This is a genomic window from Actinoplanes sp. CA-015351 (assembly GCF_050955685.1).
GTDB lineage: Bacteria > Actinomycetota > Actinomycetes > Mycobacteriales > Micromonosporaceae > Actinoplanes.
The window spans coordinates 7,013,282-7,037,535 of record NZ_CP192102.1; the positions used below are offsets into that span (position 1 = coordinate 7,013,282).

Here is a 24,254-nt window from a genome sequence, read left to right on the forward strand (position 1 = left end):
TTGCTGAAATCCTGCGAGGTGGAGACGGGATTTGAACCCGTGTACACGGCTTTGCAGGCCGTTGCCTCGCCTCTCGGCCACTCCACCGAGGTGACCCTGTGGAACAGGCCGCTCCGAGCGGACGACGGGATTCGAACCCGCGACCCTCACCTTGGCAAGGTGATGCGCTACCACTGCGCCACGTCCGCATGCTCCCCGGGCTCCCCCGGCGACGGACAAAACATTAGCCGGTCCCAGGGGCTCTTTCCAAACCGGGGTACCCCGGCGTGTCGTCACCTGGGAAAATAGACCCGCCCGGTACGCAGAACCAGGTGCCCGTCGACACCAGGGATCATGCCGCCACCGGCAGCCCCGGCGAGGTGAACGCTCGCCCGTCGTCGGTGACCGCCGCCGATTCATAACCGTCAGCGACCCGTTTCGCGAGCCACGCCAGCCCGCCCTCACCCATGGCAAGAGCAGCGGTCGCATAGGCATCGGCGACAGCGAGATCCGGGCCGACGACGGTGACTGAACGTAACCCCGCAGCCGGCTTCCCGGTGCGGGGGTCGAAGACGTGCGCACCCCGCTCATAGGTCCCCGAGGTAGCCACTGCCCCGTCGGTGAGCGACAGCACCCACGCGAGCTTGTCGGCCTCGAACGGATGCCGCACACCGACCCGCCAGGGCCGGCCACCGGGACCGGCTCCCCGCATCCGGATGTCGCCGCCGGCGCTCAGGAAGTGCCGCCGCGAACCAGCGGCGGCCAGCCTTTCCGAGGCGACCTCGACCGACCAGCCCTTCACATAGCCGGACGGGTCGAGCGACCCACCGGCGTACGCGTCGAAGTAGCCGTCGGTGTCCCGCCACAGGTCGGCGCACCGGTCCAGGACCAGCCGCAGATCAGGCGAGGCATCGGCCAGGTTCAGCGTGCCGTCGCGGAGACGGCAGACCTCGCTGTCCGGCTTGTAGGTGCTGAAACGCCCGTCGACCTCGTGCAACCAGGCACAGGTCATGTCCACAAAACCCGACAAGTCGGACTCGGGTAACTCGTCGGCCAGCTCGATGCTGACGACCGTACCCATGACATGCTCGACGTGGCGCACGAAGCCTGACCCTACGCGCCTGCCTTGTCCAAGGCAGCCTGGAGCGACTCGGCGTATGACTGGCTCGTGAACGTCGCTCCGGAGACCGCGTCGACGTCCGCGCTCTGCGCCGTGAGAGCCGAGGCGCTGAGCTTCTTCACGGCGTTCGGGTTGATCGTCCCGCTGAAACCGTCCGAGGGGTACGTCGCGTCCGCCGCGCTGATCTTGCCGCCGCTGACCTTGATGGTGACCTGGACGGTGCCGTATTCGTTCTGGACGGCCTTGCCTTTGTAGGTGCCGGCCTTGAGCCCGGCCTCCTCCTCAGCCGGAGCCTCAGCCTCAGCCTCAGCCTCAGCCTCCGCTTCCGCGGTCTCCTTCTTCTTCGAGGCCTTCTTGCTGGCCGACGGCGAGGGATCGGCGGCAGCTTCCTCCGCCTCGTCCGAGCCCGAGTCGCCGCCCGCGGGCGCCTCCTGGGCCACGGGAGAGGTGGCAACCGGCGCGTCCGGCGGCTGCACGCTCAGGCGCACCCCGAGGATCAGGGCCGCACCGGTAAGGGTGCCGACAGCTGCTGCGGTACTACGTCGCATCGCGGAACTCCCGATTCTAGAGACAAAACCCAGAACAAAACTCAGAACTCGAACGGATCGAGATGGAGCTGGCTGTCCGGCACGTCGAGCTGGCGCAGTGTGCCGACCGCCGCGTTCACCAGCCCGGGCGGGCCGCACAGGTAGACGTCACGCCGGTTCACGTCGGGCACCAGGCCACGCAGCCCTTCCGGGGTGAAGAGCCGCTTCGGGCCGGGATCGTTGCGGCCGCCGACGATGTATCGCACCCAGGCGTCCCGCTGCTCGGCCAGGTCCTCCAGCTCGGCGCGGAAGACCAGCTCGTCCGGACGGCTGGCCCGGTAGATCACGATGGTGTCGGCCGGCATGTCCTCCAGCAGCGCCCGGATCGGGGCGATGCCGCTGCCGCCGGCGATGAGCAGGGCCCGCCGCCGGGTACGCCGCTGCGCCGTGAACGTCCCGAACGGACCCTCCGCCCAGACCGGCGTGCCGGGGCGCATGGTGGCCAGCTTGGCGGTGTGCCCGCCGGCGATCGTCACGGTGAGCCGCAGCCACTGCCCGTTCGGGGCGGCCGACAACGAGAACGGGTGCGACTGCCACCAGCCGTTGGCGGTCAGGAACCGCCAGCGCATGAACTGCCCGGCCTGCACCGGGATCTTGTCGAGCCGCTTGCCCTCGATGTAAATCGAGAACGTGTTGGCGCCCTCGGCGACCACCTCGGCGACGCTGAACCGGTGGCGGGCGTTGAGCCAGACCGGCTCGACGATCCGGCCCCAGATCAGCGCGGCGAGGGTGAGGCAGCCGAGGGCCGGCCAGAAGACCGAGGCGAACTTGCCACTCATGTCGGCGCCGGAGGAGATCTGGTGCGCGTACCCGAGGAGCAGGACCGCGTACCCGCTCAGGTGGATCAGATGCCAGAGCTCGTACGGCAGGACGTTGCGGAGGAACCTGATCGAGGTGAGCGCGATGACGACGAGCAGAACCGTCGCGATCGTCGCGCTGATCATGTCCGGGAACGTGGTGATCACGGTCCAGCCCTGCTCGACCACGCCGGTCCCGGCGGTGAGCGAGTACGCGTAGACGATGAACACGATGTGCGCGACAACCGCGGCGAACAGCGAGGTTCCGAGCCAGCGGTGCCAGCGCAGCAGATCGCGGGAGCCGACCCACTCCTCCAGCCAGGAGACCCGGCTCATCATCAGCAGCTGGATGAAGAGCAGATATCCGCCGATCAGGCCGGTGATCCGCCCGGCCGCGAGCATCATGCTGGTGGTGTCGCTGACCGCGCCGGCCTGGGTGTTGAAGAGCCAGAGAGCGATGCTGGTGCCGAGGCCGGAGAAGAACAGCAACACGGTGAGCAGCCGGTTGCCACTTGTCGCCTCGGCGGGCGGGCGGTCGTCCTCGGGGATGGGGACACCTGCGCCGGCCTTCCAGCCGGTCGGATCGGTGAGCGACTCCACCACGATGTCGCCACGCCGATAAGGGTCCTGCTGGTACTGCTGCTGTTGCTCCGGCCACGGCGGCATCGACGGGTTGTCCCAGCTCGGCCGGGCGTCACTCCGCAGGTCAGCGAAGTATCCGTCGTCATCGGGCAGCTCTCGCTGGTCCTGGAAGGCCGGTATGGCCATCATCCTCACCTGCTCAGCAGTCGTCTCACGGCGTCTGCCACCCCTGCGGCCAGACGTGACAACCCGAGGGCCGTCAGGAATGGGTACGCGCATGACTGCCGGTTGGCTCAATGCCACTCCGGAAAATTCCGCTCTGCGGGATCGGGATAGGTTGCCGGAATGAGCAACCCGGACGTGGTCACGGTTGTCGGCGTCGGCGCCGGCGGGTGGCCGGACCTTTCCGGTACGGCTCAGCGCGCGCTCACCGAGGCCGAAGTGATTTTCGGAAGCGCCCGCCAGCTCGACCTGCTGCCCGCCTCGGTGCCGGGTCGCCGCGAGAAGTGGCCGTCCCCGCTGGTCCCGGCCCTGCCCGGCCTGCTCGAGGCAGAGAGTGGACGGTCGGTCTGCGTGCTCGCCAGCGGCGACCCGATGTTCCACGGGATCGGCTCCACCCTGGTTCGGCTGATCGGCGCTGACCGGATCCGAGTACTCCCGCACCCCTCTTCGGTCTCCCTCGCGGCGGCCCGCCTGGGCTGGGACCTCACCTACGCCGACGTCGTGAGCTTGGTCACCGCACCCGCCACCACGCTGCACCGATGGCTCAATCCGGGCCGCCGGATCCTGATCCTTTCGTCAGGCGCGCAGACACCCGCCGAGGTCGCCGGACTGCTCGACGCGAGCGGCTTCGGCTCGGCGTCGATGACCGTTCTGGAACAGCTCGGCGGTCCCGGCGAGCGCGTGGTCGCCGGGACCGCCGGCACGTGGATGGTCCCGCCAGGCGACCCGCTCAATGTCATCGCGCTCGAGCTCGGCGGCGGCCCGCCGGCTTCGTGCGTCCCCGGCCTCCCCGATCTTGGGTACGCCGGAGACGGCCAGCTGACCAAACGGGAGACGCGTGCGGTGACCCTGGCCCTGCTCTCCCCCGCCCCGGGTCAGCTGCTCTGGGACGTCGGCGCGGGCTCCGGCAGCATCGGCATCGAGTGGATGCGCAGCCACCCGGCCTGCCGGGCGATCGCGATCGAGTCGTCAGCCGACCGGGTCGCGACGATCACGGCGAACGCGGCCTCGCTGGGCGTACCCGGTCTGCGGGTGGTGCGGGGCCGTGCGCCCGAGGCCCTGGACGGGCTCGAAGCACCCGACACGATCTTCGTTGGAGGCGGCTTGACCCGCGACGGAGTCCTCGACCGCTGCCTCGCGGAACTGCGTCCCGGTGGACGGCTCGTCGCGAACGCGGTCACCGTCGAGTCCGAGGCGGTCCTCGCCGCCGGGTACGCGAAGTTCGGCGGCGAGCTGACCCGGCTCACCGTGCAGCGCGGTTCGCCGGTGGGTGGATTCACCGGATGGCGCTCGTTCATGCCCGTCACGATCTGGTCGGTGGTCCCGTCATGACCGTTCACTTCATCGGTGCCGGGCCCGGCGCGGCCGACCTGATCACGCTGCGCGGGCACCGGCTGATCGCCGCCGCGCCGGTCTGTCTGTACGCCGGCAGTCTGGTACCGGCCGAGCTGCTGGAGGCCTGCCCACCCGGTGCCCGGCTCGTCGACACCGCCAACCTGAACCTCGACGAGATCGTGGCGGAGATGGTCGCCGCGCACCGGGCCGGACACGATGTGGCACGCCTGCACTCCGGTGACCCGTCGGTGTTCAGCGCGGTCGCCGAGCAGATGCGCCGGCTCGACGCGGCAGGCGTGCCGTACGACGTGACACCCGGTGTGCCGGCCTTCGCGGCGGCGGCCGCCTCACTCGGCCGGGAGTTCACGGTTCCGGGGGTGGCGCAGACGGTGATCCTGACGCGTACCGCGGAGCGGGCCACCGCCATGCCGCCCGGCGAGGATCTGGCGACGCTCGGCGCGAGCCGCGCCACGATGGTGCTGCACCTGGCCGTGCAGCGGATCGACGCGGTGGTGGCCGAGCTGGTCGGCAACTACGGCGCGGACTGCCCGGTCGCCGTGGTGGCGCGGGCCAGCCGGCCGGACGAGCTGATCGTGCGCGGCACCCTCGCCGACGTCGCGGACCGGGTGAAGGCAGCGGGCATCAAACGGACCGCGGTGATCGTGGTCGGCGCGGCGCTGACGGCCGGCCAGTTCCCGGACAGCCACCTGTACTCGACCGCCCGATGCCGATCCTGATCCTCGGCGGCACGGCCGACGCGCGCCGGCTCGCCGGGCTGCTCGTCTCGGCGGGGTATGACGTGGTCAGTTCGCTGGCCGGGCGTACCCGGGAGCCACTGCGGCCGCCCGGCCGGGTGCGGATCGGGGGGTTCGGCGGGGTGGATGGGCTGGTCCACTATCTGCGGGACGAGCGGATCGACGTGCTTGTCGACGCCACACATCCCTTCGCCGCCACGATGAGCGAGCATGGCGCCGCGGCTTGCGGGGCGTTGGGCGTACCCCATCTGGTCGTGCGAAGGGAAGGGTGGAGCGCGTCCGCGGGCGATGAGTGGCACCGCGTCGCGTCGCTCGACGCGGCCGCGAGGCTGATTCCGCAGCTGGGACGGCGGGTTTTTCTGACCACCGGCCGGCAGGGAATCGCGGCATTTGCCGGGCTTGACGAATGCTGGTTCCTGGCGCGTTCGGTGGAGGCGCCGGCGGGGACCGTGCCGCGCCGGTTGGCGGTGCTGCTGGATCGTGGTCCGTTCACTGTGGAGGGTGAGCGGCGGCTGCTCGCGGAGCACCGGATCGATGTGCTGGTCACGAAGGACAGCGGCGGCTCGGACGCCAAGCTGGTGGCGGCGCGGTCGGCGGGGGTTCCGGTGGTGATGGTGGATCGTCCGCCGCCGCCGCGGGGTCCGGTGGTCGCGACGCCGGAGGAAGCGGTCGGCTGGTTGTCCGATGTGGCGGCGCGCTGAAATACGACACCTTCGAGGGGCTCCTCTCGGTCGGCGTCGATGCGAGGCTCGGAAGATGGCCGGGCCTGCGCTGTACGCCGAGTTGAACGCGGTGCGTGCGCTCGTGGCGCACGGCCTCGCCGAGGTGAGCACCGCCAGCGAGGTGGGCCATTTCTGGATCCGCTCGGCGTGCGCACGGCTCGCCGCGATCGAGGCGGTGCTGGTCGACGCCGCCGGCGTGCCGCTGGCCGGGGTGACCGTGCTGGCCGGCATCTCGATGCTTGCCGGTCGCCGGGTGCGGATGACTCTGGGGCGCCGGAGGCTCGCCCGTCATCCGGCGCCCGATATCGCCGGGCACACCCCTCGCCGACCGGGATTGGTCATCGTGCCGGAAACCCTGCTGCACGCCCGGGTCCGGCTCGTGTCGGCAACGCTGCGGCACGTCGGCACCGGCCGATGGAACGCGCAAGAGTTGCAGCGCGCGGCCCGGGCCGATCCGGTGACGAAGCGGCTGGCCGAAGCTGATCTGCTGCTCTGCCAGGCCGTCGACTGCATGGAGCGGTACCTCGACGATCTGGCGAAAGGATGATCCCCCGGCGGGACGACCCGTTCTCCGGCCGGGTCGCGCCGCGCCTGGCCCGGATCGAACGAGAGCTCACCGCCGCGGTCGTGGACGCGCAAAGCCGGGACTGGGCGGCTGACCGGCCGGATCGGGTGGGTTTCGCCCGGTTGGGCCAGGCGCGCGATGAGGTGCGGCGGGCCTGCCGGCGATACCGCCGTTTTCCCGTTTTTCCGGGCTTTTTCTTGAGACGCGCGGCGGCTATCGACGACCCCTACCTCTATGCCGGCCTGCGGCGCCGGATCGAGGCGTGTGCGGCAGCGGCGCGGGCCGACAAGTCCTACAAACGCCGGGCCGCCGCGACCGATCTGGAATACGCGCTCGACTGGCTGGCCGCCGCCCAGGAGGAACTGCCGCGAAGCCGGCCGGCGGTCGAGCCGGGCGCGAGGCCCGGCTCGACGTGACGGTTCCTAGAGAATTCCACCGGTCAGGATCGAGACCGGCTTCGGCGCGATGACCGGCGGCAGCTGCTTACCGGGCTTCACGGCCTTTGTCGACAGCTCGTCGGCGTCGTCCGTCGGGATCTTCCCGGTGAACGGCTGGTGCGCGGCGTGGCAGACCGTGCCCTTGGCCGGCACCTTGCCGGTGAGCAGGTAACTGTCGATCGCGTTGGTCGCGCAGACACCCGTGCCGTACGCGGTGTGACCCCAGTTGTCGCTGGTCAGCAGCCGCGAGTTGGGCAGGAGCTTGCTCGACGAGACCGAGGCGGCGTAATTCGTCGCCGGGTCCCAGTAGTTGCCGACGACGAGCACCGGCTTGGCGGTGCGCTTGTTGAACGGCCCCCGGTACGCGTCCTCGTCCTTCACCGTCCAGGTGTTCGTCGCGCACTGGACGGTCAGCCAGCCCCAGGCCCGCCCGAAGTACGGCGCCTTCACGTCACGCAGCGCGGTCGACGCCGGCCACGAACTGGCGTACTTCGGGTGCTTGCCGTCGGTGCAGATGACGGCGCTCTGTGCCTCGAAGCTGTTGTCGTACGGGAAGTCGTACCCGATCGCCCGGGCCGCCCGGATCCGTTCGAGCAGGCCGGTCTTGGCGGCCGCCTCACCGTTCGCCGCCTTGCCGACCAGGGCGATGATCGAGGCGACCTCTTCACCGGCGTACGTCGAGTAGAGCGATCCGAGGAGCGCCCCGACGAAGTCCGCGTACGTGATCTTGAAGGTGCCGAACTCGTCCTCGATCACCAGCGGCTTGGCCCGCAGCTTCTTGGCGAGAGCGGTGAAGTTCTTGAGGGGGTCGCCTGCCGCGTACTCGCAGTACTGCTCGCCCGCCTTGTCACAGCGCTTCAGGATCTCCTTGAGCGCCTTGTACGCCCCGTCGGCGGACTTCATCCGCGCGTCCAGGATCTGGTTGCCGGATTTGCCGGAGCCCACCCACTGCCGCGGGTCGATGTTGCCGTCCACCGCGATCGCGCGGAACCGGTCCGGGAACATGTTCGCGTAGAACTGGCCCAGCGCGGTGCCGTAACTGAAGCCCAGGTAGGTGAGCTTCTTGTCACCGACGGCGCGGCGCATCAGCTCCATGTCACGGGCGACCTCGGCCGTCGACATCGCACCGGCGAGGGACTTGCCGGTGGTCGAGCAGCCCTTGCCGAACGCCTTGGCGGACTTGATGTACTTCGCCTCCTCCTTCTTGCCGAGGGGGAAAGCGACGTTCATGCCGTTCAGGACGGCGGTCTGGTCCTTGACCGACTTGAAGCACTTGATGTTGGCGCTCGCGCCGATGCCGCGCGGATCCACGCCGACGATGTCGAACCGTTCGAGGAGCGAGTCGCTCAGGAAGCTCGGGGCGAAGAGCGCGAACTCGGTGGACGAGCCGCCCGGGCCACCGGGGTTCAGGAAAAGGCTGCCGATCTTCTTCTTCTGATTCTTCGCCTTGATCCGCAGGACCGCGATCTCGGTCTTGGCGCCCTTCGGCTTGTCGTAGTCGAGCGGCACCTTCACGGTGGCGCACTCGGCGGTCCCGTAACACTTGTACCAGCCCAGCTTCGGCGTCGGCAGCTTGTCCAGCCGCTTACGCTCCGCCTTGCTGGTGGTGGCCGCTTTCGAGGCCTCTGCCGCCGGCGTGAACGCCTGGGCGGGAACGGACGCGCTCAGCGCCAGAGCGATGCCGGCCAACCCGGCGACGCCCGCGACCAGAAAGCGCGATCGTGGCATGTGCATGCATTGCCCCCTGTCTTGATGACGCACGGCATCGTAGGGGAGCCATGCACGCTTGCAAGTCCCTCTATAGGGGTCTTTTCCTAGATTCCGGCGGTTGCCAGGCTCCGGGTGACCACGTCGTGCCGCCAGCACACCGTCGCGGCCGCATTGACCCGGCGCGGGCGGCGGGCGATCAGCACACCGTTGACGACCAGCGCGCTCGCCAGGCCCACGAGAGCGGATGCCCAGACGGCCGGCTGACCGGCGCCGAGGCCGTACGCCAGCCACGACGCGCAAGCACCGGCGGCGAGACGCCAGCGCAGCGGCGAGATGCCGGAGAGGTCCTGGGTACGATTGCGCAGCAGGGCGAGCGGCTGCGGGATCGCGGACACGAACGAGACCGACGCGAGGACCGTACCGAGCATCGCGGCCGCGGCCGGACCACTGATCTGGGGCAGGGCGGCCAGCGCGGCGATGGCGACGATCGCCAGCAGCACGCCACCGGCCATGCCGGCGCTGGTCAGCAGCGCCCGGCCGGAACGCAGGTGCGGCTGGGTGACCAGCAGCGCGACCAGGATCGCGAGGCCGGTCGACGAGCTGACCGTGTTCGTGACCACCTGGAACGAGTCGTTGATCAGCAAGCCGTACGTCACCCACCCGGCCGGCATCGCGACACCCAGCATGCATGCCGTGGCCGAGAGACCGCTGGTGCGGCGACGCACGCAGGAGCGGTAAACCTGGGGCCAGGCGATGGACATGGACAGTGCGGCGCCGATGATGCCGAAGACGTGGGTAAGCATGTTCCATTTCCGGTCGGGGTCGGTTGCACCGGTCCTTTCGGCCTGGTCACCGACCCGCTGACGCCTGGAAACCGGATGGCACCCCACTGCTACGAAGCCGCAACCCGGCCCCTGGGGTGCCGTCCACCCGCTCGCGTTTGGCACAGTGGACAGATGCTGACCGACGTGGACCTGCCCGCGCCCGGACTGCTCTGGACCCGCTGGGCGACGCTGGGCGCCGCATTGACCGCGATAGGCCACACCACCGTGTGGTCGATCGACGATCATGGCGCCACGTTCGACGACCACGACGGCGGCTGGGCCCGGTTCGCGCTGCTCGACGGCAGACGCGCTGTTCTCCACGGTCACCACCGGGAACACAGCGCCACGGATCCCCCGATCGACCTGCTCACCGGCGCGCCCGACTGGCTGCCCTGGGACGAGCTGTCCCCCCTCGCCGAATCCGACCGGCTGGGCTTCGTGATCTGGCACGAGAACGGCCGCTGGTCCCGCGTGCGTTACCGCGACGGCCTCCAGGACGGCATGTCCGAGCTGCTCGCGCCGCTGGTCACGGCGGAAAGCACGATCATCGCGCTGAGCGCGATGACCCCCGGAGGCACGCGCGAGGCAGGAGAGCGGTTGCTCAATGCGGGGGTACGCGCGGAGCTCACCGCCAGTGATCTAGAGGCACTGCTCGGTGGCGTTTCTGGTGCTCCTGGCGCTCTCGGTGGTGTTGAGGGTCTTGATCTTGATGCGGCTCTGGCTGTCGCGGCGCGGGCCGGCCTGATCCCCGGCACCCGGGCGCCCCGGATCACGGCGGGCAAGCGGCCGCCGATGCGCCGGGTGCGCCGGCTCAGCCAGGGCGAGCACGACCGCCTCGTCTGGGCCGCCATGCGCGACGCCACCGAGCTGCGCCGCCCCGCACCGCCGACCACCGACGAGCTGGACACCCTGGTGAGCTGGCTGCAGGAACGTTCACCGCAGGGCGACGGCCGATGCAGCCTGCTCGCGTACGCCGACGCCACCAGCTTCAGCTCCCAGCCCGGCGACCGCCCGCCCGCCGACCACCCGGACGAGGAGCGTTACGCCGCGTTCCGCCGCCTCACCGAGCTGGTCCGCGCCCTGCGCCGAGCCGAGTCCGACCCGCGTTACGGCCGCTGGCTGTACCTGCGCGTGGAGACCAGCGCGACAGGCGTACAGATCGAGCGACGGTACGACTCCTGGCCCAGCTGGTGGCACGACGACGGTGTCTCCGGCCCGTGGCGTACCAACCTGCAGGAGGAGATGGAGACGAGACTGCCGGCGTACCGCCCGTCCTGGGTGCCGCTACTGGACCCCGAGGTGGCGTACCGTCCGACCGCGTGAGGGAGCCGGCTTTGCCGGGCTTTGTTAGTCTTTGCCGGGCTTTATCGGGCTTTGCCGGCCCGCAGGAGGTCGAGGGAATTCGTCAGCCGGCGGGCCCGGGTCTCAGCGGTCTTGGCCGAGGTCAGCTGCTCGGCATGCCACCGCTGATTACTGAACGACAGACTGTCCCAGAACGCCTTGACCTGCGGCTCCACGGTGAGCGCCGCGTCCAGGTCCGCAGGCACCTCAACCGTCCGCGGCGTGCTGTCCAGCTCCACCTCGACGTCGTGCACCTGCCCGGCCTCGATCCCAGCAGCGGCCCGGCGCTCCGAGCTGACCCCCAGCCAGTACTCCCCGCCCATCCGAGCGATCGACGACCGGAACTCGAACCCGTTCACGCGGACGACCACCTTGGGCCGCCCACCCCCGCCGAGCGCTTCAACAACCGAGTCGGCCACCTGAAAGCCGGCGGTGCTCCCACCAGTAGCCCGCAACTCCCCCCGAAACTCCATGACCGCCACCCTACGACGCTTCTCCCCACGGCTCTCCCCCTTCCCGCCCCGCCCTCCCCGCCGCCCCGCCCCCCGCGCCGCCCCCGCGCCCTCCCTGCGGCGCTCTCTCGTTGCGATCTTGTGAGTTTGCGGCTGTCATGACGGCGCAGCCGCACACCTTCGCGTGGTTCCTAACCGTTCAGCGCCTCTCGAAGCTGGCCGGCGACCGTCGCGGGATCGGTGCGCAGGAGAAACGCGAAACCGGAGGATTCGGTCGCCCCGCACCCACACCCGGTTCTGCCGAAGCATGTCCGCAGCCCAATACCGGACGTCCATGTGATGCGCCCCGTCGATCTCGACGTGCAACCGAGCCTCCGCCCAGTACGCGTCCAGAAATCGCCGCCGCCCGTCCGCATCCAGCCGGAACCGCTGCTGCTCCGGCAACGGCAACGTGAACCGCCGGCAGAGGGCCAGCAGATCCAATTCGGACAGCGACTCCGCACCGCCCTCGACATCCCCGATCGTCGTACCGATCAGTCGCCGCCGCCGCACCCGCGGCATGTCAGCAAGCACCCGCCGCAGCTCGGCCGGATGAACCCGCCGCTGCTGACAGGCACTGACAATGATCCACCGGGCTTCACCGTCACTGTCCGCCCAAGCCGCCCCGTCGACGACAGCCCGGGCGACACCGGTACACGGCAACCGCGCCCGACGCCGATACCCACCGGCCCGAAGCGTGGTGCGGTGCACCCGGACCTCCGGCATGTCCGCGGGCAGTCCGGCGACCCGGCCCACCCTGCTCCGGCCGGCCGGAACAAGAACATCGATCGGCTCCAGTCGAAGCCCGGCGACACCACTGACAGTCGCCGCGCTGGCTCCCGACAGACATGCCCCGCCACCGGCGGCCAGCACAGCCACCCACAGCTGCTGATCACGCCAGAGACGACCGTTCTCGGACAACAACACCCCGCGACAGATGGCCCGCCACCGCCGCTGCGCAAGATGAGTACGCACCGCAGCCCGACCGATCAACCCAACAGCCTGTCGAGTGCTGATCACACCCGCCTGCTCACAGAGAAGCCACTCAAGCTCACCGGCACCCGGCCCCGGAATAGGTCGCATCCCAGCACCCTGCCCAACCCCACGCCCTGCCCGCCGACCCCCCTGTGGACAACCACCCACTGTGGATAACCCGCCGCCCGGCCCCGGGCTCAGCTATGGCCCCGCCACCGCTCACCGACAGCCCCTCGCCCGCCGCTCAAAATCTTGCGAGCTTCCGGCTGCAGCACCGGCACAAACTCACAAGATCCACACGAGCGGCCCGACAGCGACACCAGACGCACGAACCAGGCGTGCGCGGACCAGACGTGCGCGGACCAGACGTGCGCGGACCAGACGTGCGCGGACCAGACGTGCGCGGACCAGACGTGCGCGGACCAGACGTGCGCGGACCAGACGCGCGGACCAGGCGTGCGCGGACCAGGCGTGCGCGGCCTCTCGGCTGCCGCTCTGCCGCGCTCCCGTGGATCTTGTGAGCTTTGGGCTGCGGCGCCGGCGCAAACTCACAAGATCCCGGCGAGGGCTCGCACACGCTTGCCAGCCCCGCCGAAAGTCGTGAGTTTGCGGCTGCGGTGGCGGCGAAAACTCACAAGATCTCCACGAGCCCTGGAACGGCAGGCTCCATCCACAGCGGCAGGTGCGGCGACCAGCAGATGCGGACCAACTGGCCCGCGCCGGTTCGGAGGGTGTGGTCAGGGGTGGGTTGTGAAGGTGGCTCTGGTCAGGAGGGTCAGCTGGGCTCGCTTGTGACCCAGGTCGATCTCGTCGCCCAGGGTGAAGCCGTGGCGCTGGAGGCGGGTGATCATTTTGGTGTTGCGGATGTCTGGTTCGGCGATGATTCGCTGGTGGGATGGGTTGGTGAAGAGATGGCGTAGTAGCGCCGGGAAGACGGCGCTCGTCACGTGGGGGAGGTCTCGGTCGCCGGCGTCCAGGAGCAGGTGCAGGCCGAAGTCACCCGGTTGGACGTCGTAGAGCTCGCCCACCGGGTCGTGCTCTGGGTCGTATGTCTGGAAGATGCCGATCGGTCCGTCGTCCAGCAGCAGGAGGTAGGCGTGGTGGGTGTCCAGGCCGTCTACGAAGGCGTAGATCTCCTCCACGTCGGAGACCGTGTGGGAGGTCATTCCCCAGTACTGGTTGCGGGGCTTGGTCACCCAGCCGTGTACCAGCTCGGCGTGTGCGGACGGGTCGAGCGGGATCATGATCAGCTCGCCCAGGCCGGGCAGCTTCTCCGAGAAAATGATCACGAGTCCTCCAGAACAGAGCGGTCCAGCACGGAACGGTCCAGCACGGAACGGTCCAGCACGAGGCCGTCCCAGTCGGTTGTCAGCGGGACCAGGGATCCGGACGCCCAGAGCGGCAGCTGGTCCAGGAAGTGCGGCGACTCCGGGTCGCCATGGGCACCGAAGGGTACGACCCAGCGGCTGCGCTGCCGATCGCCGAGATCCCAGATGTACCGGGCTACCGGCCCTCGCACACACAGGTCGCTCACGCCGGTGACGCTTGACGTGTTCAGCACGCAGTCCCGTGAGCCGGACAGCTCGACGCGCGGGAACTCGATGTCCAGTCCGGACAGGACGATCGGGTACAGCAGGTGCCGGGAACCCCACCGCGAAGAGTCAGCGACCGACGCGGCGGGGCCGGCCAGCGAGGCCGGGTCCAGACCCAAGCCGCGCAGCACCCCGTCCAGCGAGTGCCCGATCCGGCCTCGCGGGTCGATCCACGGGGTGAAGAGCGGGTCGTACCCGGACTCCTCGAAGAGCGGCTTGAGCGACGGGAACTCGCAGAGCGCCCGGGCCACCGAGGAACGCCACGCCTCGCGCCGGCCGGCCTCCTCGGAGTCGGCCGGCATCGAGGTGTCCATGTGGATCAGGGCGGACGGCACGCCCGCGTCGAGCAGGGTGCGGATCCGCGCGGCCCGGGCGGGCGGGGCGAAGTCGATGCCGTGCGCTTCCGAGTCGGGGCGGCGGTCGTTGGCGTTGACCACCGAGGACACTTCGGTACGCGTCATCGGCGCCCACCCCGGCTGCCAGGCGAAAGCAGGGTCCCAGGCAGGTACCGGCACCCAGCGATTGCGATCGTCACGCACCGGCACTCGGCCGGCCGCGAGCTGCACGACCCGTCCGGTGTCGTCGGCGATCAGCACACTGTTGACCGGCTCGACCCAACGGGAGAGCGCGTCGGCCACCTCGTCAGCGGTGGTGGCCCGCATCAACGGCAGCAGCGCGTCGAACCCGAGATCGGCACCGGCCCGCGCCGGAGTCCGCAGGCTCAGCACCGCACCAGCGGGACTGGAGCCAACCGGACCAGCAGGGCTGGAGCCAAGCGGATCACCGGGGCTGGAGCCAACCGGACCAGCGGGACTGGAGCCAACCGGACCACCGGGACTGGAGATCACCGGGCCGCGGGCGGTCTCGATGATGTCGACCACGACCGGGTCGGCGTCGCGTACAAAAACGGTCTCTTGAAGGGTGAGGGCCGGCTCCCAGCCGGCCGCGCCGCGGGCCTCGACCCCCGCTTCGGTCGCGCGAAGTTCTTCGATGTAGAGATCCTGGTAATCGGCCATCGCGTTGGTGATCGCCCAGGCGACCGGGCCGGCGTGGCCGAAATGCTGCACGCCGGGTACGCCGGGGAAGGTCAGCCCGGCGACGTCGAACTCCGGACAGGCGAGGCGAATCTGCTGGTAGACGCCGGGGAGTTCGAGCAGGCGGTGCGGGTCGCCGGCGACGTGGAACGGGTACGCCCAGGCGTTGCTGCCGGCGCCGTTCGGTCCCTCGATGGCGAACCACTCCACAGCGGAGGGTCCAAGGGTTCGCTCGACGTGCGCCCGCCACATCTTATTGGGAAATGTCCCGAAAAGGATGTGCTGGACCTGGAAGACGCCGAGCGACGACCAAGGCTGCCATTCGATACCGGCAGAGCGAATGCCATCCGCATAAGCATCGAAAAAAGAACGAGTCTCCCCAGAAAGCGTCGCATAACACCGCTGCGCCGTGTCGTCCAAACGAGCACGACGCGCGAAGACGTCCCACTCCACCTCATCGGCGCCCATGACCGAAGCCAGACGTCCCTCCGATCGGAGCCGCTCCACCAGCACCTGCTGGCCCCGATCAGAAGCGGTCACCCGCCCCTGCAGGTAGGCCAGTTCGAGAACCGAGCCGGCTTGCAGGTGCGGGATGCCGTAATCGTCGCGATAGACCTTCATCAGGCGATCGGATTCTCCAGCTCACCCGCGTAGATCAGCGAACTCTCCTGATCGGCGATGTCCACCATCTGCAGGGTGTTGCGCAGTTGGAGCCGGTTCAGGCAGGAGTGCGCGAACGTCGGCCGCAGCAGGTCGAGCCGGGTGGCGATCGCCGGATGGTCCTTGGCGTGCTCGCGGACGCAGTCGCCGGCGAGCGACCAGAAATCGGCCCAGGGCAGCACGCCGTCGACGTCGAGGATGCCGGCGAGGTGCCGCAGGTACCCGTCGAAGACGTCGGTGAAGAGCGCCAGCTCCTTCAGCTCGACCGAGGTGATCATGCGGATCCGCTCGACCTCGCCGGGTAGCGGACGATCGTTCATGACCGCCACCTCCTCGCCGATGTCCTTCATGAACACCCGGGTCGGCACGTGGTTCCGCAGCACCAGGATCAGGTTCTCGCCGTGCGGCATGAAGGCCAGGTCATACTGGAGCAGACAGTGCACGATCGGACGCAGGTAGGCGCGGAAGTACGTCGCCACCCACTCCGCGGCGCTCACGCCGGACTCCCGGATCAGTGCGGTGGCCAGGGCGTTTCCGTCCCGGTCGCGGTGCACCAGGCTCGCCATGGTGGCGAGACGCTCGCCTTCGGCGAGCATCGGAATCGGACTCTCACGCCAGAGCGCGGCAAGCATTTTTGTGTACGCGCTAGGCGTCCCGGTCCGGTGATAGGCGTCCCCGACATACCCGATGGCAGCGAGCTCGCGCAGCACGCCGAAGCCACTGGCACGCAGCTCCTCGTCGCCGTTCACGACGTCCGCGACCCACTGGTTGATCGGCGGTGTGGCCTGCATGTACTTCGGCGACAGCCCGCGCATGAAGCCCATGTTCTGCACGGCGATCGCGGTCTTCACATAGTGCCGGTCCGGCCGGTCGATGTTGAAAAACGTACGGATCGACTGCTGTGCCCGATAACGATCAGCACTCTCGTCGAGCGGGACGATCGCGCGGCGAGCCACCTCGGCGGCGAACGTGACGGCGAGCTTGTGCTCCCACTGCCACGGGTGCACGGGGAGATAGCGGTAGTCGTCCGGGTTCAGACCGCGCGAGCGCAGCTGACGCTCGTAGTGATCAAGGGTGTCGCCGAACTCAGCCAGATAGTGAGCGCGCTCGTCACCGTCGTACACGAAGATGCTCTCGGTCTTGAGCACCGCGACCCAGCGCAACCGCACCGGCTTGCCGGCCTCCGGCGCGAAGGCGGCGTGGTCCTTCAGACCGAAACCGATCCGGCCGTTGTTCGCCACGAAACCGGGGTGGCCCTCGGTCATCGCCGACTCGATCGTCTGAAATCCGTCCTTGGAATTGGCCGCGTGCGCCAGCTCGTCGGCGGTCTCCCGCCGGTGGGTCAGCTTCCAGGCGGTGCCGGCCAGCGTCGCGGAGATCTCTTCGAGGTACGTGCCGAGGAGCTGCTCCGGAATACCCAGGGTCTCGCGGAGCCCGGAGATGAAGTCGAGCGCGTCGAGAGGACCTTGGAGCGATCCCGGGTCGACTATCCAGTGCTCCATCGGGAGCCGACGCGCCGTGAAGACAATTTGCCCGAACTCATAGCGATCGTCACCGAGGGAGACCGGAGCGATCAGGCGCTCGTGGCTGAACTCCGCGATGGCCTTCGCGATCAGCTGCCGGTTGGCGATCTCGAACGCCGCCGGGTTCAGGTGCGGCACACTCATCTCGTACGCGGCCCGGGTGCAGAAACTCAGCCGGGCCGTCTTGTCGTGCAGTTCGATGTGCCGCTCCTCGACGAAGCCGGCCTCGGCGTTCTTCCGGGCGATCGCCTCGTTGCGCACGTCCGGCTCGACGACGACCCGATCGATCTTCGAGTCAGCGAAGCAGAAGTCCATCACGGCACGGAACACCGCCGAGGTGAGACCGGCGCGGCGACCGGTGGGTGGTGCCACCAGCACGTGCATGCCGATGTCACCGGGACGCACGTCGTAGAACGAAGCCAGCTCGCTGTGCGCCGGCTCGTAGGTCTCGGCGAGAAAGAGCGGCACGCCGTCGTCGCCGTACCCGAGCCACGCGTGGTGGTGCGGGTTGTCGGCGATCTTCTGGTACTCCTCGCGTACCCGCGCGGGCGTCGCACCCTGCAGGCCCCAGTAATGGGACCGGGGATGGGTCACCCATGCGTGCAGAAGGTCCAGGTCACGATCAAGATCCAGGGGTACGAGGTTCATGAGGTCACCAGTTGACGGGGGATGTCGGCGGTGGGGGCGCCGAACTGCTGGAAGGCGACCGATTGCTCGATCTTGTAAATTTCGCGTCCGGTGATGCCCTTGAGGATCACCGAGTTGCGGTACGGGCCCATGCCGAGATCGGGCGCGTTGACGCTGTGCGTGTGCTCCTCGGCGTTCTGCACGAACACCTCGTTGCCGGTGACGTCGATCGCGTAGTCGACGGCCACGTCGAAGCGGCCACGGGCGTCCCAGCGGATCCGGTCCCGGACCGGTTCCAGGAAGGACGGCACGCGGGGCGCGTACCCGGTGGACAGCAGCAGGCCCTGTGTCGTGGCGGTGAACGAACGGTTCTGCTCGGCGTGGTGCAGCGCCAATGTGTAGCGCTGCTCGGCGGCGTCCCAGATCACGCCTTCGAGTGCGGTGTTGGTGAGCAGGGTCGTCGGGACCTGCCCGTGCAGACTCTTGGCGTAGAGCGTGTCGTAGATGGCGTCGACCAGATCGGCGCTGATCCCCTTGTAGAGATGGCGCTGCTCGCGGCCGAGCCGGTCACGCACCTCCATGGGCAGCGCCTGGTGGTACCGGATGTACTCCGGCGACGTCATCTCCAGGGTCAGCTTCGTGTACTCCATCGGGAAGTACCGCGGCGACCGGGTGATCCAGCTCAGGTGGTACCCGTGCGTCTCGATGTCGTTGAGCAGATCGAGGTAGATCTCGGCCGCGCTCTGCCCGCTGCCGACGACCGTGATCGAGTCGAGGGCCTGCAGCTTCTGCTTGTTCGGCAGGTAATCGGCGCTGTGCACGTACGGCCCCTGGTCGACGGCGGCCGGCACGCGTGGCTCGGTGCCGATGCCGAGCACCAGCTTCCGGGCGCGGTAGGTCTCACCCGCGGTGTGCACGACGTACGCCTCACCGTCGTGGGTGACCGTGTCGACCCGGGTGTTCCACTTGATCGACGGCAGCTGCCGGGCGACCCACTTGCAGTACTCGTTGTACTCGGCCCGCAGCGGGAACCAGTTCTCCCGGATGTAGAACGGGTAGAGCCGGCCCACCTGCTTGAGGTAGTTCAGGAACGAGAACCGCGAGGTCGGGTCGGCCATGGTGACCAGGTCGGCCATGAACGGCACCTGGATCGTGACGCCCTCCAGCATCAGGCCCGGGTGCCAGTCGAACTCGGGCCGCTGCTCCAGGAAGACGCCGTCCACGTCCGCCAGGTCGGCGGTCAGCGCCGCGAGACCCAGGTTGAACGGTCCCACACCGACAGCGACGAAGTCATAGGTACGCATCAGGCCATCACCGCCGCGGTCGGCTCGCTGGTGAGCCGGTGCGCGATGCCCCGGATCAGGTCCAGCACGTCCTTCAGGTTGCTCATCGTGGTGTTCGGGTTGAGCAATGTGAACTTGAGCCAGTAATGACCGCCGACAGTGGTTCCGGCGACGATCGCCTGGCCGTCCCGGAACAGCTCCTGTCGCAGCCGTGGCATCAGCTCGTCGCAGGCCTCGACGCTCAGGCCCTCCGGCCGGAACCGGAAGAGCAGCGTGCTCAGCGTCGGCTCGGTCAGCACCTCGAAGTCCGAGTCGGTCAGCAGGTGCTCCCACGTCTCGTGCGCCCGGTCGACAACGGTGTCGAACATGTCGCCGATCTGCTCCGAGCCGATCGTGCGCAGCGTCATCCACAGCTTGAGCGCGTCGAACCGGCGAGTGGTCTGCAGGCTCTTGTCGACCTGGTTCGGCACGGTCGCGGTACGCGGGTTCAGGTAGTCGGCGTGCACCGCGATCCGGCGCATCGTCTCGCCACGGCGGACCACGACGGCGCTGGAGCTGACCGGCTGATAGAAGCTCTTGTGGTAGTCGACGGTCACTGAGTCGGCCTGCTCGATGCCTTCGAGCAGATGCCGGCGACGGGTGGAGACGAGCAGGCCACATCCGTACGCGGCGTCGACGTGGAACCAGATGCCGTGCTCCGCGCAGATCGGGCCGATCGCCTTGACCGGGTCGATCCGGCCGAGGTCGGTGGTGCCGGCGGTGGCTACTACGGCCATCGGGATGCCGCCGTCCCGGCGTACCCGATCAATAGCCGCAGCCAGCGCGCCTGGATCCATTCGTCCGTTGCCGTCGGTCGCGACAGCGACCACGGCGTCCGCGGCGAGTCCGAGGATGCCGGCCGATTTACCCACGCTGAAGTGGCTCTCGGTGGTCGCGAAGATCCGCAGGAGCGGGATCGCGACCTCGCGTGGCTTGCCGGCGCCGGCCAGGGAGTCCTCACGGGCCAGCAGCATCGCCTGGAGGTTCGACTGGGTGCCACCGCTGGTGAAGATGCCGTCGGCGCCCGGGCCGAACCCGATCCGGCCGGCGGTCCAGTCGATGAGCCGGCGCTCGATAAGGGTGCCGGTCGCGCTCTGGTCCCAGGTGTCCACCGAGGAGTTGACCGCGGAGATCAGGACCTCGGCGCTGAGGGCGGGGATGGCTACGGGGCAGTTCAGGTGCGCTACGTACGTCGGCTCGTGGAACCAGATGGCGTTGTCCAGATAGAGCCGAGCGACCTCGTGCAACGCGGCGCCGGTGTCACCGAGCGGACGGTCCAGATCGACGGCGTCGACCTGTTCCTGAAGCTCGGCGACCGAAGCACCGGAGTACGGCTGCCGCACTGTTTTCACCCGGTCGGCCAGCAGTGCTGACGCGTGCCACACGCCCGACGTGTATGCGTCGAGAGTGGACCCGGAGAACAGGTGCGGGGACGCGAACCCCTCCAACGTGGCCTCCACTAATAAGGTAATCCTTACCTAACTAAACGGAGGCTAACTGCCGGGACTCACGTTGGAAACCTGAGCAGGTCGCGTCGGGGGGCGACGGCCGGTCCCCGTGCGCCCGAGTATGGCCACGACCAGCGCATCGACCCCTGCAAGATTGTTCCGGGAGTGAGGGGTGATTCATCCCACAATGCGGATAAGGAGCCCACCGCCCAGGACGGTGGACTCCTTTGGATCCGGCGCGCTCTCGGTTGGATCGCTCAGAACGCGGTCAGCGTGATCCCGGCCGCCTGCGGATCGCCGTCGTGCACGAGCGACTCCTGGTTCTGCACGTCGTCGAAGGCGAACGCGTACGCCTTGCCGTCGACCATGTTCTGGTGGATCACCCGGGCGTAGACGTTTGTCACTTCACCCTGGTAGAAGTCGGTCGCGGTGCCACTCGGCTGGGTGTCGAGGCGGCCCAGCGTGGTCCGCTGCAGCGCCGCGCACAGGGTCCGCGCGATCGGACCGACCACCTGGTCGTTCGGTGCACCGAGAGCGCCGTCACAACCCCACACGTTCGCCGTCGACGGCTTCGTGAACGACGCCACCGTCCGGCCCGCGGTGTCGGTGAAGTTCAGGACATTCCCGGTGGTCCGGCCCAGATATTTCACACCCGGTTGATCGGTGAAGGGGATGACGGTCAAAACCTTGCTGCGGTACGCGTTCCAGGCGTCCGTGATGTAACCATCGAGATAGGTGGGGCTCATCAGGCCGGCGTCGGCCGCCTTGCCCGGAGCCAGCACGCGCAGGACCGTACCGTCAGAACCGGTCACCACACTCTTCGCGAACGCCGGGTCCGCCTTGATCGTGTCGATCACCCGCTGCCGGCCGCCGGGCTTCACCTCGCCGGTCTGGCTGCTGGCGCTCTTCCCGGTGACGCTGACGATGTGCGGCACCGCGAACATGTCCACCTGCGAGCTGTTCAGCCAGAGACCGGAGTCGTTGAGGGTGAACTCGCTCCAGTCGAAGAGGATGTCGCGGTTCGGGTCGCCGCCCGCCCACGGAGCCGGCTGGACCAGGCCGTCGGCGGTGAGGCGGAAGTCCAGCTTGCTGCCGAACGAGAAGTAGATCCGGCCGGACAGGTTCTCCGGGATCTGGATCGTGGTGCTCTTGCCCTTGGCCGGGCCCGGGATCGAGACGTCCGGGGCCGGAACCGGCACGGTGGCGCCCCCGGTCCACGGGGTGAACCGGCCGGTGGCGTCGGAGTACCCGAGCTTGCCGGTGGCCAGGTTCGTGCCGAGGACGTAGAGGTGGACGGCTTCGTCACGACCGCTGTCGTTGGTGAAGGTGACCGGGAGCAGCCCTTCCACCTTTGCTGGAGTTGTCGGGTTTGCCGCCGTTTTTGTGGGCGTTGCGGTTTTGGTCGGCGCCGCGGTCGGTGCGGTCGTCGGCGCGGCTGATCCTGTCGGCGCAGCGGTCGTGGGTGTTGTCGTTGCTGTGGTCGTTCTTGTCGGCGCCGCGGTCGTGGGTGCCGTTGTGGCAGTCACCCCGTTGCACGAAACGCCGTTCAGCTTGCAGCCGGTCGGCTGGGCGCCCGCTCCGACGAAGCCGAACGTCACCGTGCCGCCCACCGGAATCGCACCGTTCCAGGACCGGTTCGTGAAGGTCCGGTGGCTTCCGGAAGCGGCCATGTCGGCCTCCCAGAAACTGCCGATCGACGAGCCGGCCGGCAGGTCGAATTCGACTTTCCAGGACGACATCGCGGACGCGCCGGTATTGCTGATCGTCACCTCGTCCTGCCAGCCACTCCCCCAGTCGGAGACCGTGCGTACGCTCGCCGTCGGCGCCGCGGCCGAGGCCGGCAGGGCGATCCACGCAGTGCCGAGCGCGGCCGCGATGGCCGCCGCGGCGAGGACAAGACTTCGTTTCCGGGGCATGGGGGTGCCACCCTTCGAAGGGGAACGTTGGGGAACGATCGCCATTATTCAAAGGGCGGCACCGGAAATGCGCGCTGTTTAAGGTCGCTTTAATGTCGGATTCACCGACGTTTTTCACTCGCTGCGGATAACAGTTTTTCTCAGACTCGGGTCAGCCGGATCGCTGACCAGGAGATCCGGGGCAGGGTCAGCGTCACGTCGCCGCCGCCGCCGTTGTCGCCGCCGCCGAGCGCGATCCCGGTGAGCGGCTGCATGGTGACCCGGTCCGGGTCGTCCTTCGTGTTGGTGGCGCGGACGTCGTCGTCGGTCAGCGTCCACGCCTCGGCCACGGTCAGGTCGTCGCCGAACGCCCGCAGATCCACCGCGAACTCGACGGACTGCTCTTGGTCCCGGTTCACTGCGAAGACGACCACATCACCGGTGGCCGGGTCGTGGGTGGCGACCGCGTCGATCACCGGGGCCTCGCCGTACTTCTCGGTCGAGTAGACCGGGCTCTGGATCTCCAGGCGCAGCACGTCACCCTTGGCGAGCGCCGCGGTACGCGCGAACGGGTGGAAGATCGTCTGCCGCCAGGCCGGCCCACCCGGCTCGGTCATGATCGGGGCGATCACGTTGACCAGCTGCGCCTGGCACGCGGCGGTCACCCGGTCGCTGTGCCGCAGCAGCGAGATCAGCAGGCTGCCGACCACCACGGCGTCCGCCACGTTGTACTGGTCCTCGATCACCCGCGGCGCGACCTCCCACTCTTTCGGCAGCGGGGCGCTCTGGAACCGGGACAGGTACCAGACGTTCCACTCGTCGAACGACAGGTTGATCTTCTTCTTGCTCTTGAGCCGGGCGCCGACCGCGTCCGCCGTGGCCACGATGCTGTTCACGAAGTGGTCCATGTCCACCGCGCTGGCCAGGAACGAGCCGAGGTCGCCGTCGTGCTCCTCGTAGTACGCGTGGCAGGAGACGTAGTCGACAACGTCGTACGCGTGCTCCAGCAGCGTCGACTCCCAGGAGCCGAACGTCGGCATGATCGAGCTGGAGCTGCCGCACGCGACCAGTTCGAGATCCGGTTCGGCCGAGCGCAGCGCCCGCGCCGTCGCGGCGGCCAGCAGGCCGTACTCTTCGGGGGTCTTGTGCCCGGTCTGCCAGGGACCGTCGAGCTCGTTGCCGAGGCACCAGAGCTTGATTCCGTACGGCTTCTCGGCGCCGTTGGCGCGGCGTAGCTCGGAGAGGTGGGTCCCCTCCGGGTGGTTGATGTACTCGTGCACGTCGAGCGCCTCCTGCACCCCACGGGTGCCGAGATTCACGGCGTACATGATCTCGACGTCGGCCTTCTCGGCCCACTTGGCGAATTCGTCGATGCCGACCTCGTTCGTCTCGATGCTGCGCCAGGCGAGGTCACGGCGGCGGGGACGGTCGGCGACCGGGCCGACGCCGTCCTCCCAGCGGTAACCCGAGACGAAGTTGCCGCCGGGGTAACGGACCATCGTGACGCCCAGCTCACGGGCGAGGGCGAGTACGTCGGTGCGGAACCCGTCCTCGTCGGCGAGCGGGTGGCCGGGCTCGTAGATACCGGTGTAGACGCAGCGGCCCATGTGCTCGACGAACGAGCCGAAGGTACGGCGGCTGACCGGCGCCACGACAGAGGCTGGATTCAATGCGACACGCGCACGAAGCATCGTTGTTTCCCTTTACCAAG

The 24,254-nt window shown here is 68.7% G+C and carries 20 protein-coding genes and 2 tRNA genes; 6 read left to right on the forward strand and 16 right to left on the reverse strand.

Annotated elements, in window-relative coordinates; translation table 11 throughout:
• Nucleotides 1-16 precede the first annotated feature (16 nt).
• From ACQP2E_RS31745 to ACQP2E_RS31765, 5 genes are all read right to left on the reverse strand, one after another.
• Nucleotides 17-87: transfer RNA gene (locus ACQP2E_RS31745), tRNA-Cys, on the reverse strand.
• A 29-nt stretch (nt 88-116) separates the two neighbouring features.
• Nucleotides 117-188: transfer RNA gene (locus ACQP2E_RS31750), tRNA-Gly, on the reverse strand.
• 143 nt (nt 189-331) lie between these two features.
• Complete coding sequence (locus tag ACQP2E_RS31755) at nt 332-1,060, reverse strand: FAD:protein FMN transferase (protein WP_433834105.1); 729 nt, start codon at nt 1,058-1,060, stop codon at nt 332-334.
• 32 nt (nt 1,061-1,092) lie between these two features.
• Nucleotides 1,093-1,647: an FMN-binding protein gene (locus ACQP2E_RS31760; protein ID WP_433826651.1), complete on the reverse strand. Its 555-nt coding sequence runs from the start codon at nt 1,645-1,647 to the stop codon at nt 1,093-1,095.
• A 41-nt stretch (nt 1,648-1,688) separates the two neighbouring features.
• The gene (locus ACQP2E_RS31765) at nt 1,689-3,254 is read right to left on the reverse strand and encodes a ferredoxin reductase family protein (RefSeq protein ID WP_433826653.1); all 1,566 of its coding nucleotides are present in this window, start codon (nt 3,252-3,254) and stop codon (nt 1,689-1,691) included.
• A gap of 156 nt (nt 3,255-3,410) precedes the next feature.
• On the opposite strand from ACQP2E_RS31765, the gene cbiE reads away from it, so the two are divergent.
• Genes cbiE through ACQP2E_RS31790 form a run of 5 tightly spaced genes read left to right on the forward strand, consistent with a single transcriptional unit; the run spans nt 3,411 to nt 7,080 of the window.
• Nucleotides 3,411-4,619: a precorrin-6y C5,15-methyltransferase (decarboxylating) subunit CbiE gene (gene cbiE, locus ACQP2E_RS31770; protein WP_433826654.1), complete on the forward strand. Its 1,209-nt coding sequence runs from the start codon at nt 3,411-3,413 to the stop codon at nt 4,617-4,619.
• Entirely contained in the window at nt 4,616-5,359 is a 744-nt protein-coding gene (gene cobM, locus ACQP2E_RS31775; RefSeq protein ID WP_433826655.1) for a precorrin-4 C(11)-methyltransferase, read from the forward strand. Before cbiE ends, cobM begins: the two co-directional genes overlap by 4 nt.
• Entirely contained in the window at nt 5,347-6,078 is a 732-nt protein-coding gene (locus ACQP2E_RS31780; RefSeq protein ID WP_433826656.1) for a cobalt-precorrin-6A reductase, read from the forward strand. Before cobM ends, ACQP2E_RS31780 begins: the two co-directional genes overlap by 13 nt.
• 55 nt (nt 6,079-6,133) lie before the next feature.
• Nucleotides 6,134-6,646, forward strand: coding sequence for a hypothetical protein (locus tag ACQP2E_RS31785; protein WP_433826657.1), 513 nt, complete (start codon nt 6,134-6,136; stop codon nt 6,644-6,646).
• Nucleotides 6,643-7,080, forward strand: coding sequence for a hypothetical protein (locus ACQP2E_RS31790; protein WP_433826658.1), 438 nt, complete (start codon nt 6,643-6,645; stop codon nt 7,078-7,080). Before ACQP2E_RS31785 ends, ACQP2E_RS31790 begins: the two co-directional genes overlap by 4 nt.
• A 6-nt stretch (nt 7,081-7,086) precedes the next feature.
• On the opposite strand, the gene ACQP2E_RS31795 is transcribed toward ACQP2E_RS31790, so the two are convergent.
• Together ACQP2E_RS31795 and ACQP2E_RS31800 are read right to left on the reverse strand one after the other, a co-directional pair.
• Complete coding sequence (locus ACQP2E_RS31795) at nt 7,087-8,835, reverse strand: alpha/beta hydrolase (RefSeq protein ID WP_433826659.1); 1,749 nt, start codon at nt 8,833-8,835, stop codon at nt 7,087-7,089.
• A gap of 80 nt (nt 8,836-8,915) precedes the next feature.
• On the reverse strand, nt 8,916-9,614 hold the full coding sequence (locus ACQP2E_RS31800) for a SemiSWEET transporter (protein ID WP_433826660.1): 699 nt from the start codon (nt 9,612-9,614) through the stop codon (nt 8,916-8,918).
• Nucleotides 9,615-9,767: 153 nt separating this feature from the next.
• Between ACQP2E_RS31800 and ACQP2E_RS31805 the strand changes: the two genes are divergently transcribed.
• Nucleotides 9,768-10,958 (forward strand): hypothetical protein, encoded by a 1,191-nt coding sequence (locus ACQP2E_RS31805; RefSeq protein ID WP_433826661.1) that lies wholly within the window; start codon nt 9,768-9,770, stop codon nt 10,956-10,958.
• Nucleotides 10,959-10,999: 41 nt separating this feature from the next.
• Here ACQP2E_RS31805 and ACQP2E_RS31810 read toward each other — a convergent pair whose 3' ends face one another.
• From ACQP2E_RS31810 to ACQP2E_RS31850, 9 genes are all read right to left on the reverse strand, one after another.
• A complete protein-coding gene (locus tag ACQP2E_RS31810) occupies nt 11,000-11,449 on the reverse strand; it encodes a YdeI/OmpD-associated family protein (protein WP_433826662.1) in 450 nt (149 codons plus the stop codon).
• 1,278 nt (nt 11,450-12,727) lie between these two features.
• A complete protein-coding gene (locus ACQP2E_RS31815) occupies nt 12,728-12,994 on the reverse strand; it encodes a pentapeptide repeat-containing protein (protein WP_433826663.1) in 267 nt (88 codons plus the stop codon).
• Between the two features lie 185 nt (nt 12,995-13,179).
• Entirely contained in the window at nt 13,180-13,728 is a 549-nt protein-coding gene (locus tag ACQP2E_RS31820) for a GNAT family N-acetyltransferase (RefSeq protein WP_433834107.1), read from the reverse strand.
• On the reverse strand, nt 13,728-15,689 hold the full coding sequence (locus ACQP2E_RS31825; protein ID WP_433826664.1) for a penicillin acylase family protein: 1,962 nt from the start codon (nt 15,687-15,689) through the stop codon (nt 13,728-13,730). The genes ACQP2E_RS31820 and ACQP2E_RS31825 overlap by 1 nt, the downstream gene beginning before the upstream one ends.
• Nucleotides 15,689-17,899, reverse strand: coding sequence for a GNAT family N-acetyltransferase (locus ACQP2E_RS31830; protein ID WP_433826665.1), 2,211 nt, complete (start codon nt 17,897-17,899; stop codon nt 15,689-15,691). Before ACQP2E_RS31830 ends, ACQP2E_RS31825 begins: the two co-directional genes overlap by 1 nt.
• Nucleotides 17,896-19,182 carry a lysine N(6)-hydroxylase/L-ornithine N(5)-oxygenase family protein gene (locus ACQP2E_RS31835; protein WP_433826666.1) on the reverse strand — a complete coding sequence of 429 codons (1,287 nt, stop codon included), beginning with the start codon at nt 19,180-19,182 and terminating at the stop codon, nt 17,896-17,898. Before ACQP2E_RS31835 ends, ACQP2E_RS31830 begins: the two co-directional genes overlap by 4 nt.
• Nucleotides 19,182-20,660: a pyridoxal phosphate-dependent decarboxylase family protein gene (locus ACQP2E_RS31840; RefSeq protein ID WP_433826667.1), complete on the reverse strand. Its 1,479-nt coding sequence runs from the start codon at nt 20,658-20,660 to the stop codon at nt 19,182-19,184. The genes ACQP2E_RS31835 and ACQP2E_RS31840 overlap by 1 nt, the downstream gene beginning before the upstream one ends.
• Nucleotides 20,661-20,905: 245 nt before the next feature.
• Nucleotides 20,906-22,564 carry a beta-1,3-glucanase family protein gene (locus ACQP2E_RS31845; RefSeq protein ID WP_433826668.1) on the reverse strand — a complete coding sequence of 553 codons (1,659 nt, stop codon included), beginning with the start codon at nt 22,562-22,564 and terminating at the stop codon, nt 20,906-20,908.
• A 140-nt stretch (nt 22,565-22,704) separates the two neighbouring features.
• A complete protein-coding gene (locus ACQP2E_RS31850) occupies nt 22,705-24,234 on the reverse strand; it encodes an alpha-N-arabinofuranosidase (protein ID WP_433826669.1) in 1,530 nt (509 codons plus the stop codon).
• Nucleotides 24,235-24,254: the final 20 nt, after the last annotated feature.

What these genes read in the sequence shown, in the direction of transcription:
- cobM (WP_433826655.1), top strand. Translation starts at nt 4,616, where the DNA reads ATGACCGTTCACTTCATCGGTGCCGGGCCCGGCGCGGCCGACCTGATC.
- ACQP2E_RS31835 (WP_433826666.1), bottom strand. Translation starts at nt 19,182, where the DNA reads ATGCGTACCTATGACTTCGTCGCTGTCGGTGTGGGACCGTTCAACCTG.
- ACQP2E_RS31845 (WP_433826668.1), bottom strand. Translation starts at nt 22,564, where the DNA reads ATGCCCCGGAAACGAAGTCTTGTCCTCGCCGCGGCGGCCATCGCGGCC.
- ACQP2E_RS31785 (WP_433826657.1), top strand. Translation starts at nt 6,134, where the DNA reads ATGGCCGGGCCTGCGCTGTACGCCGAGTTGAACGCGGTGCGTGCGCTC.
- ACQP2E_RS31790 (WP_433826658.1), top strand. Translation starts at nt 6,643, where the DNA reads ATGATCCCCCGGCGGGACGACCCGTTCTCCGGCCGGGTCGCGCCGCGC.
- ACQP2E_RS31810 (WP_433826662.1), bottom strand. Translation starts at nt 11,449, where the DNA reads ATGGAGTTTCGGGGGGAGTTGCGGGCTACTGGTGGGAGCACCGCCGGC.
- ACQP2E_RS31795 (WP_433826659.1), bottom strand. Translation starts at nt 8,835, where the DNA reads ATGCACATGCCACGATCGCGCTTTCTGGTCGCGGGCGTCGCCGGGTTG.
- ACQP2E_RS31765 (WP_433826653.1), bottom strand. Translation starts at nt 3,254, where the DNA reads ATGATGGCCATACCGGCCTTCCAGGACCAGCGAGAGCTGCCCGATGAC.
- ACQP2E_RS31780 (WP_433826656.1), top strand. Translation starts at nt 5,347, where the DNA reads ATGCCGATCCTGATCCTCGGCGGCACGGCCGACGCGCGCCGGCTCGCC.
- ACQP2E_RS31800 (WP_433826660.1), bottom strand. Translation starts at nt 9,614, where the DNA reads ATGCTTACCCACGTCTTCGGCATCATCGGCGCCGCACTGTCCATGTCC.
- cbiE (WP_433826654.1), top strand. Translation starts at nt 3,411, where the DNA reads ATGAGCAACCCGGACGTGGTCACGGTTGTCGGCGTCGGCGCCGGCGGG.
- ACQP2E_RS31850 (WP_433826669.1), bottom strand. Translation starts at nt 24,234, where the DNA reads ATGCTTCGTGCGCGTGTCGCATTGAATCCAGCCTCTGTCGTGGCGCCG.
- ACQP2E_RS31755 (WP_433834105.1), bottom strand. Translation starts at nt 1,060, where the DNA reads ATGGGTACGGTCGTCAGCATCGAGCTGGCCGACGAGTTACCCGAGTCC.
- ACQP2E_RS31825 (WP_433826664.1), bottom strand. Translation starts at nt 15,689, where the DNA reads ATGAAGGTCTATCGCGACGATTACGGCATCCCGCACCTGCAAGCCGGC.
- ACQP2E_RS31830 (WP_433826665.1), bottom strand. Translation starts at nt 17,899, where the DNA reads ATGAACCTCGTACCCCTGGATCTTGATCGTGACCTGGACCTTCTGCAC.
- ACQP2E_RS31760 (WP_433826651.1), bottom strand. Translation starts at nt 1,647, where the DNA reads ATGCGACGTAGTACCGCAGCAGCTGTCGGCACCCTTACCGGTGCGGCC.
- ACQP2E_RS31805 (WP_433826661.1), top strand. Translation starts at nt 9,768, where the DNA reads ATGCTGACCGACGTGGACCTGCCCGCGCCCGGACTGCTCTGGACCCGC.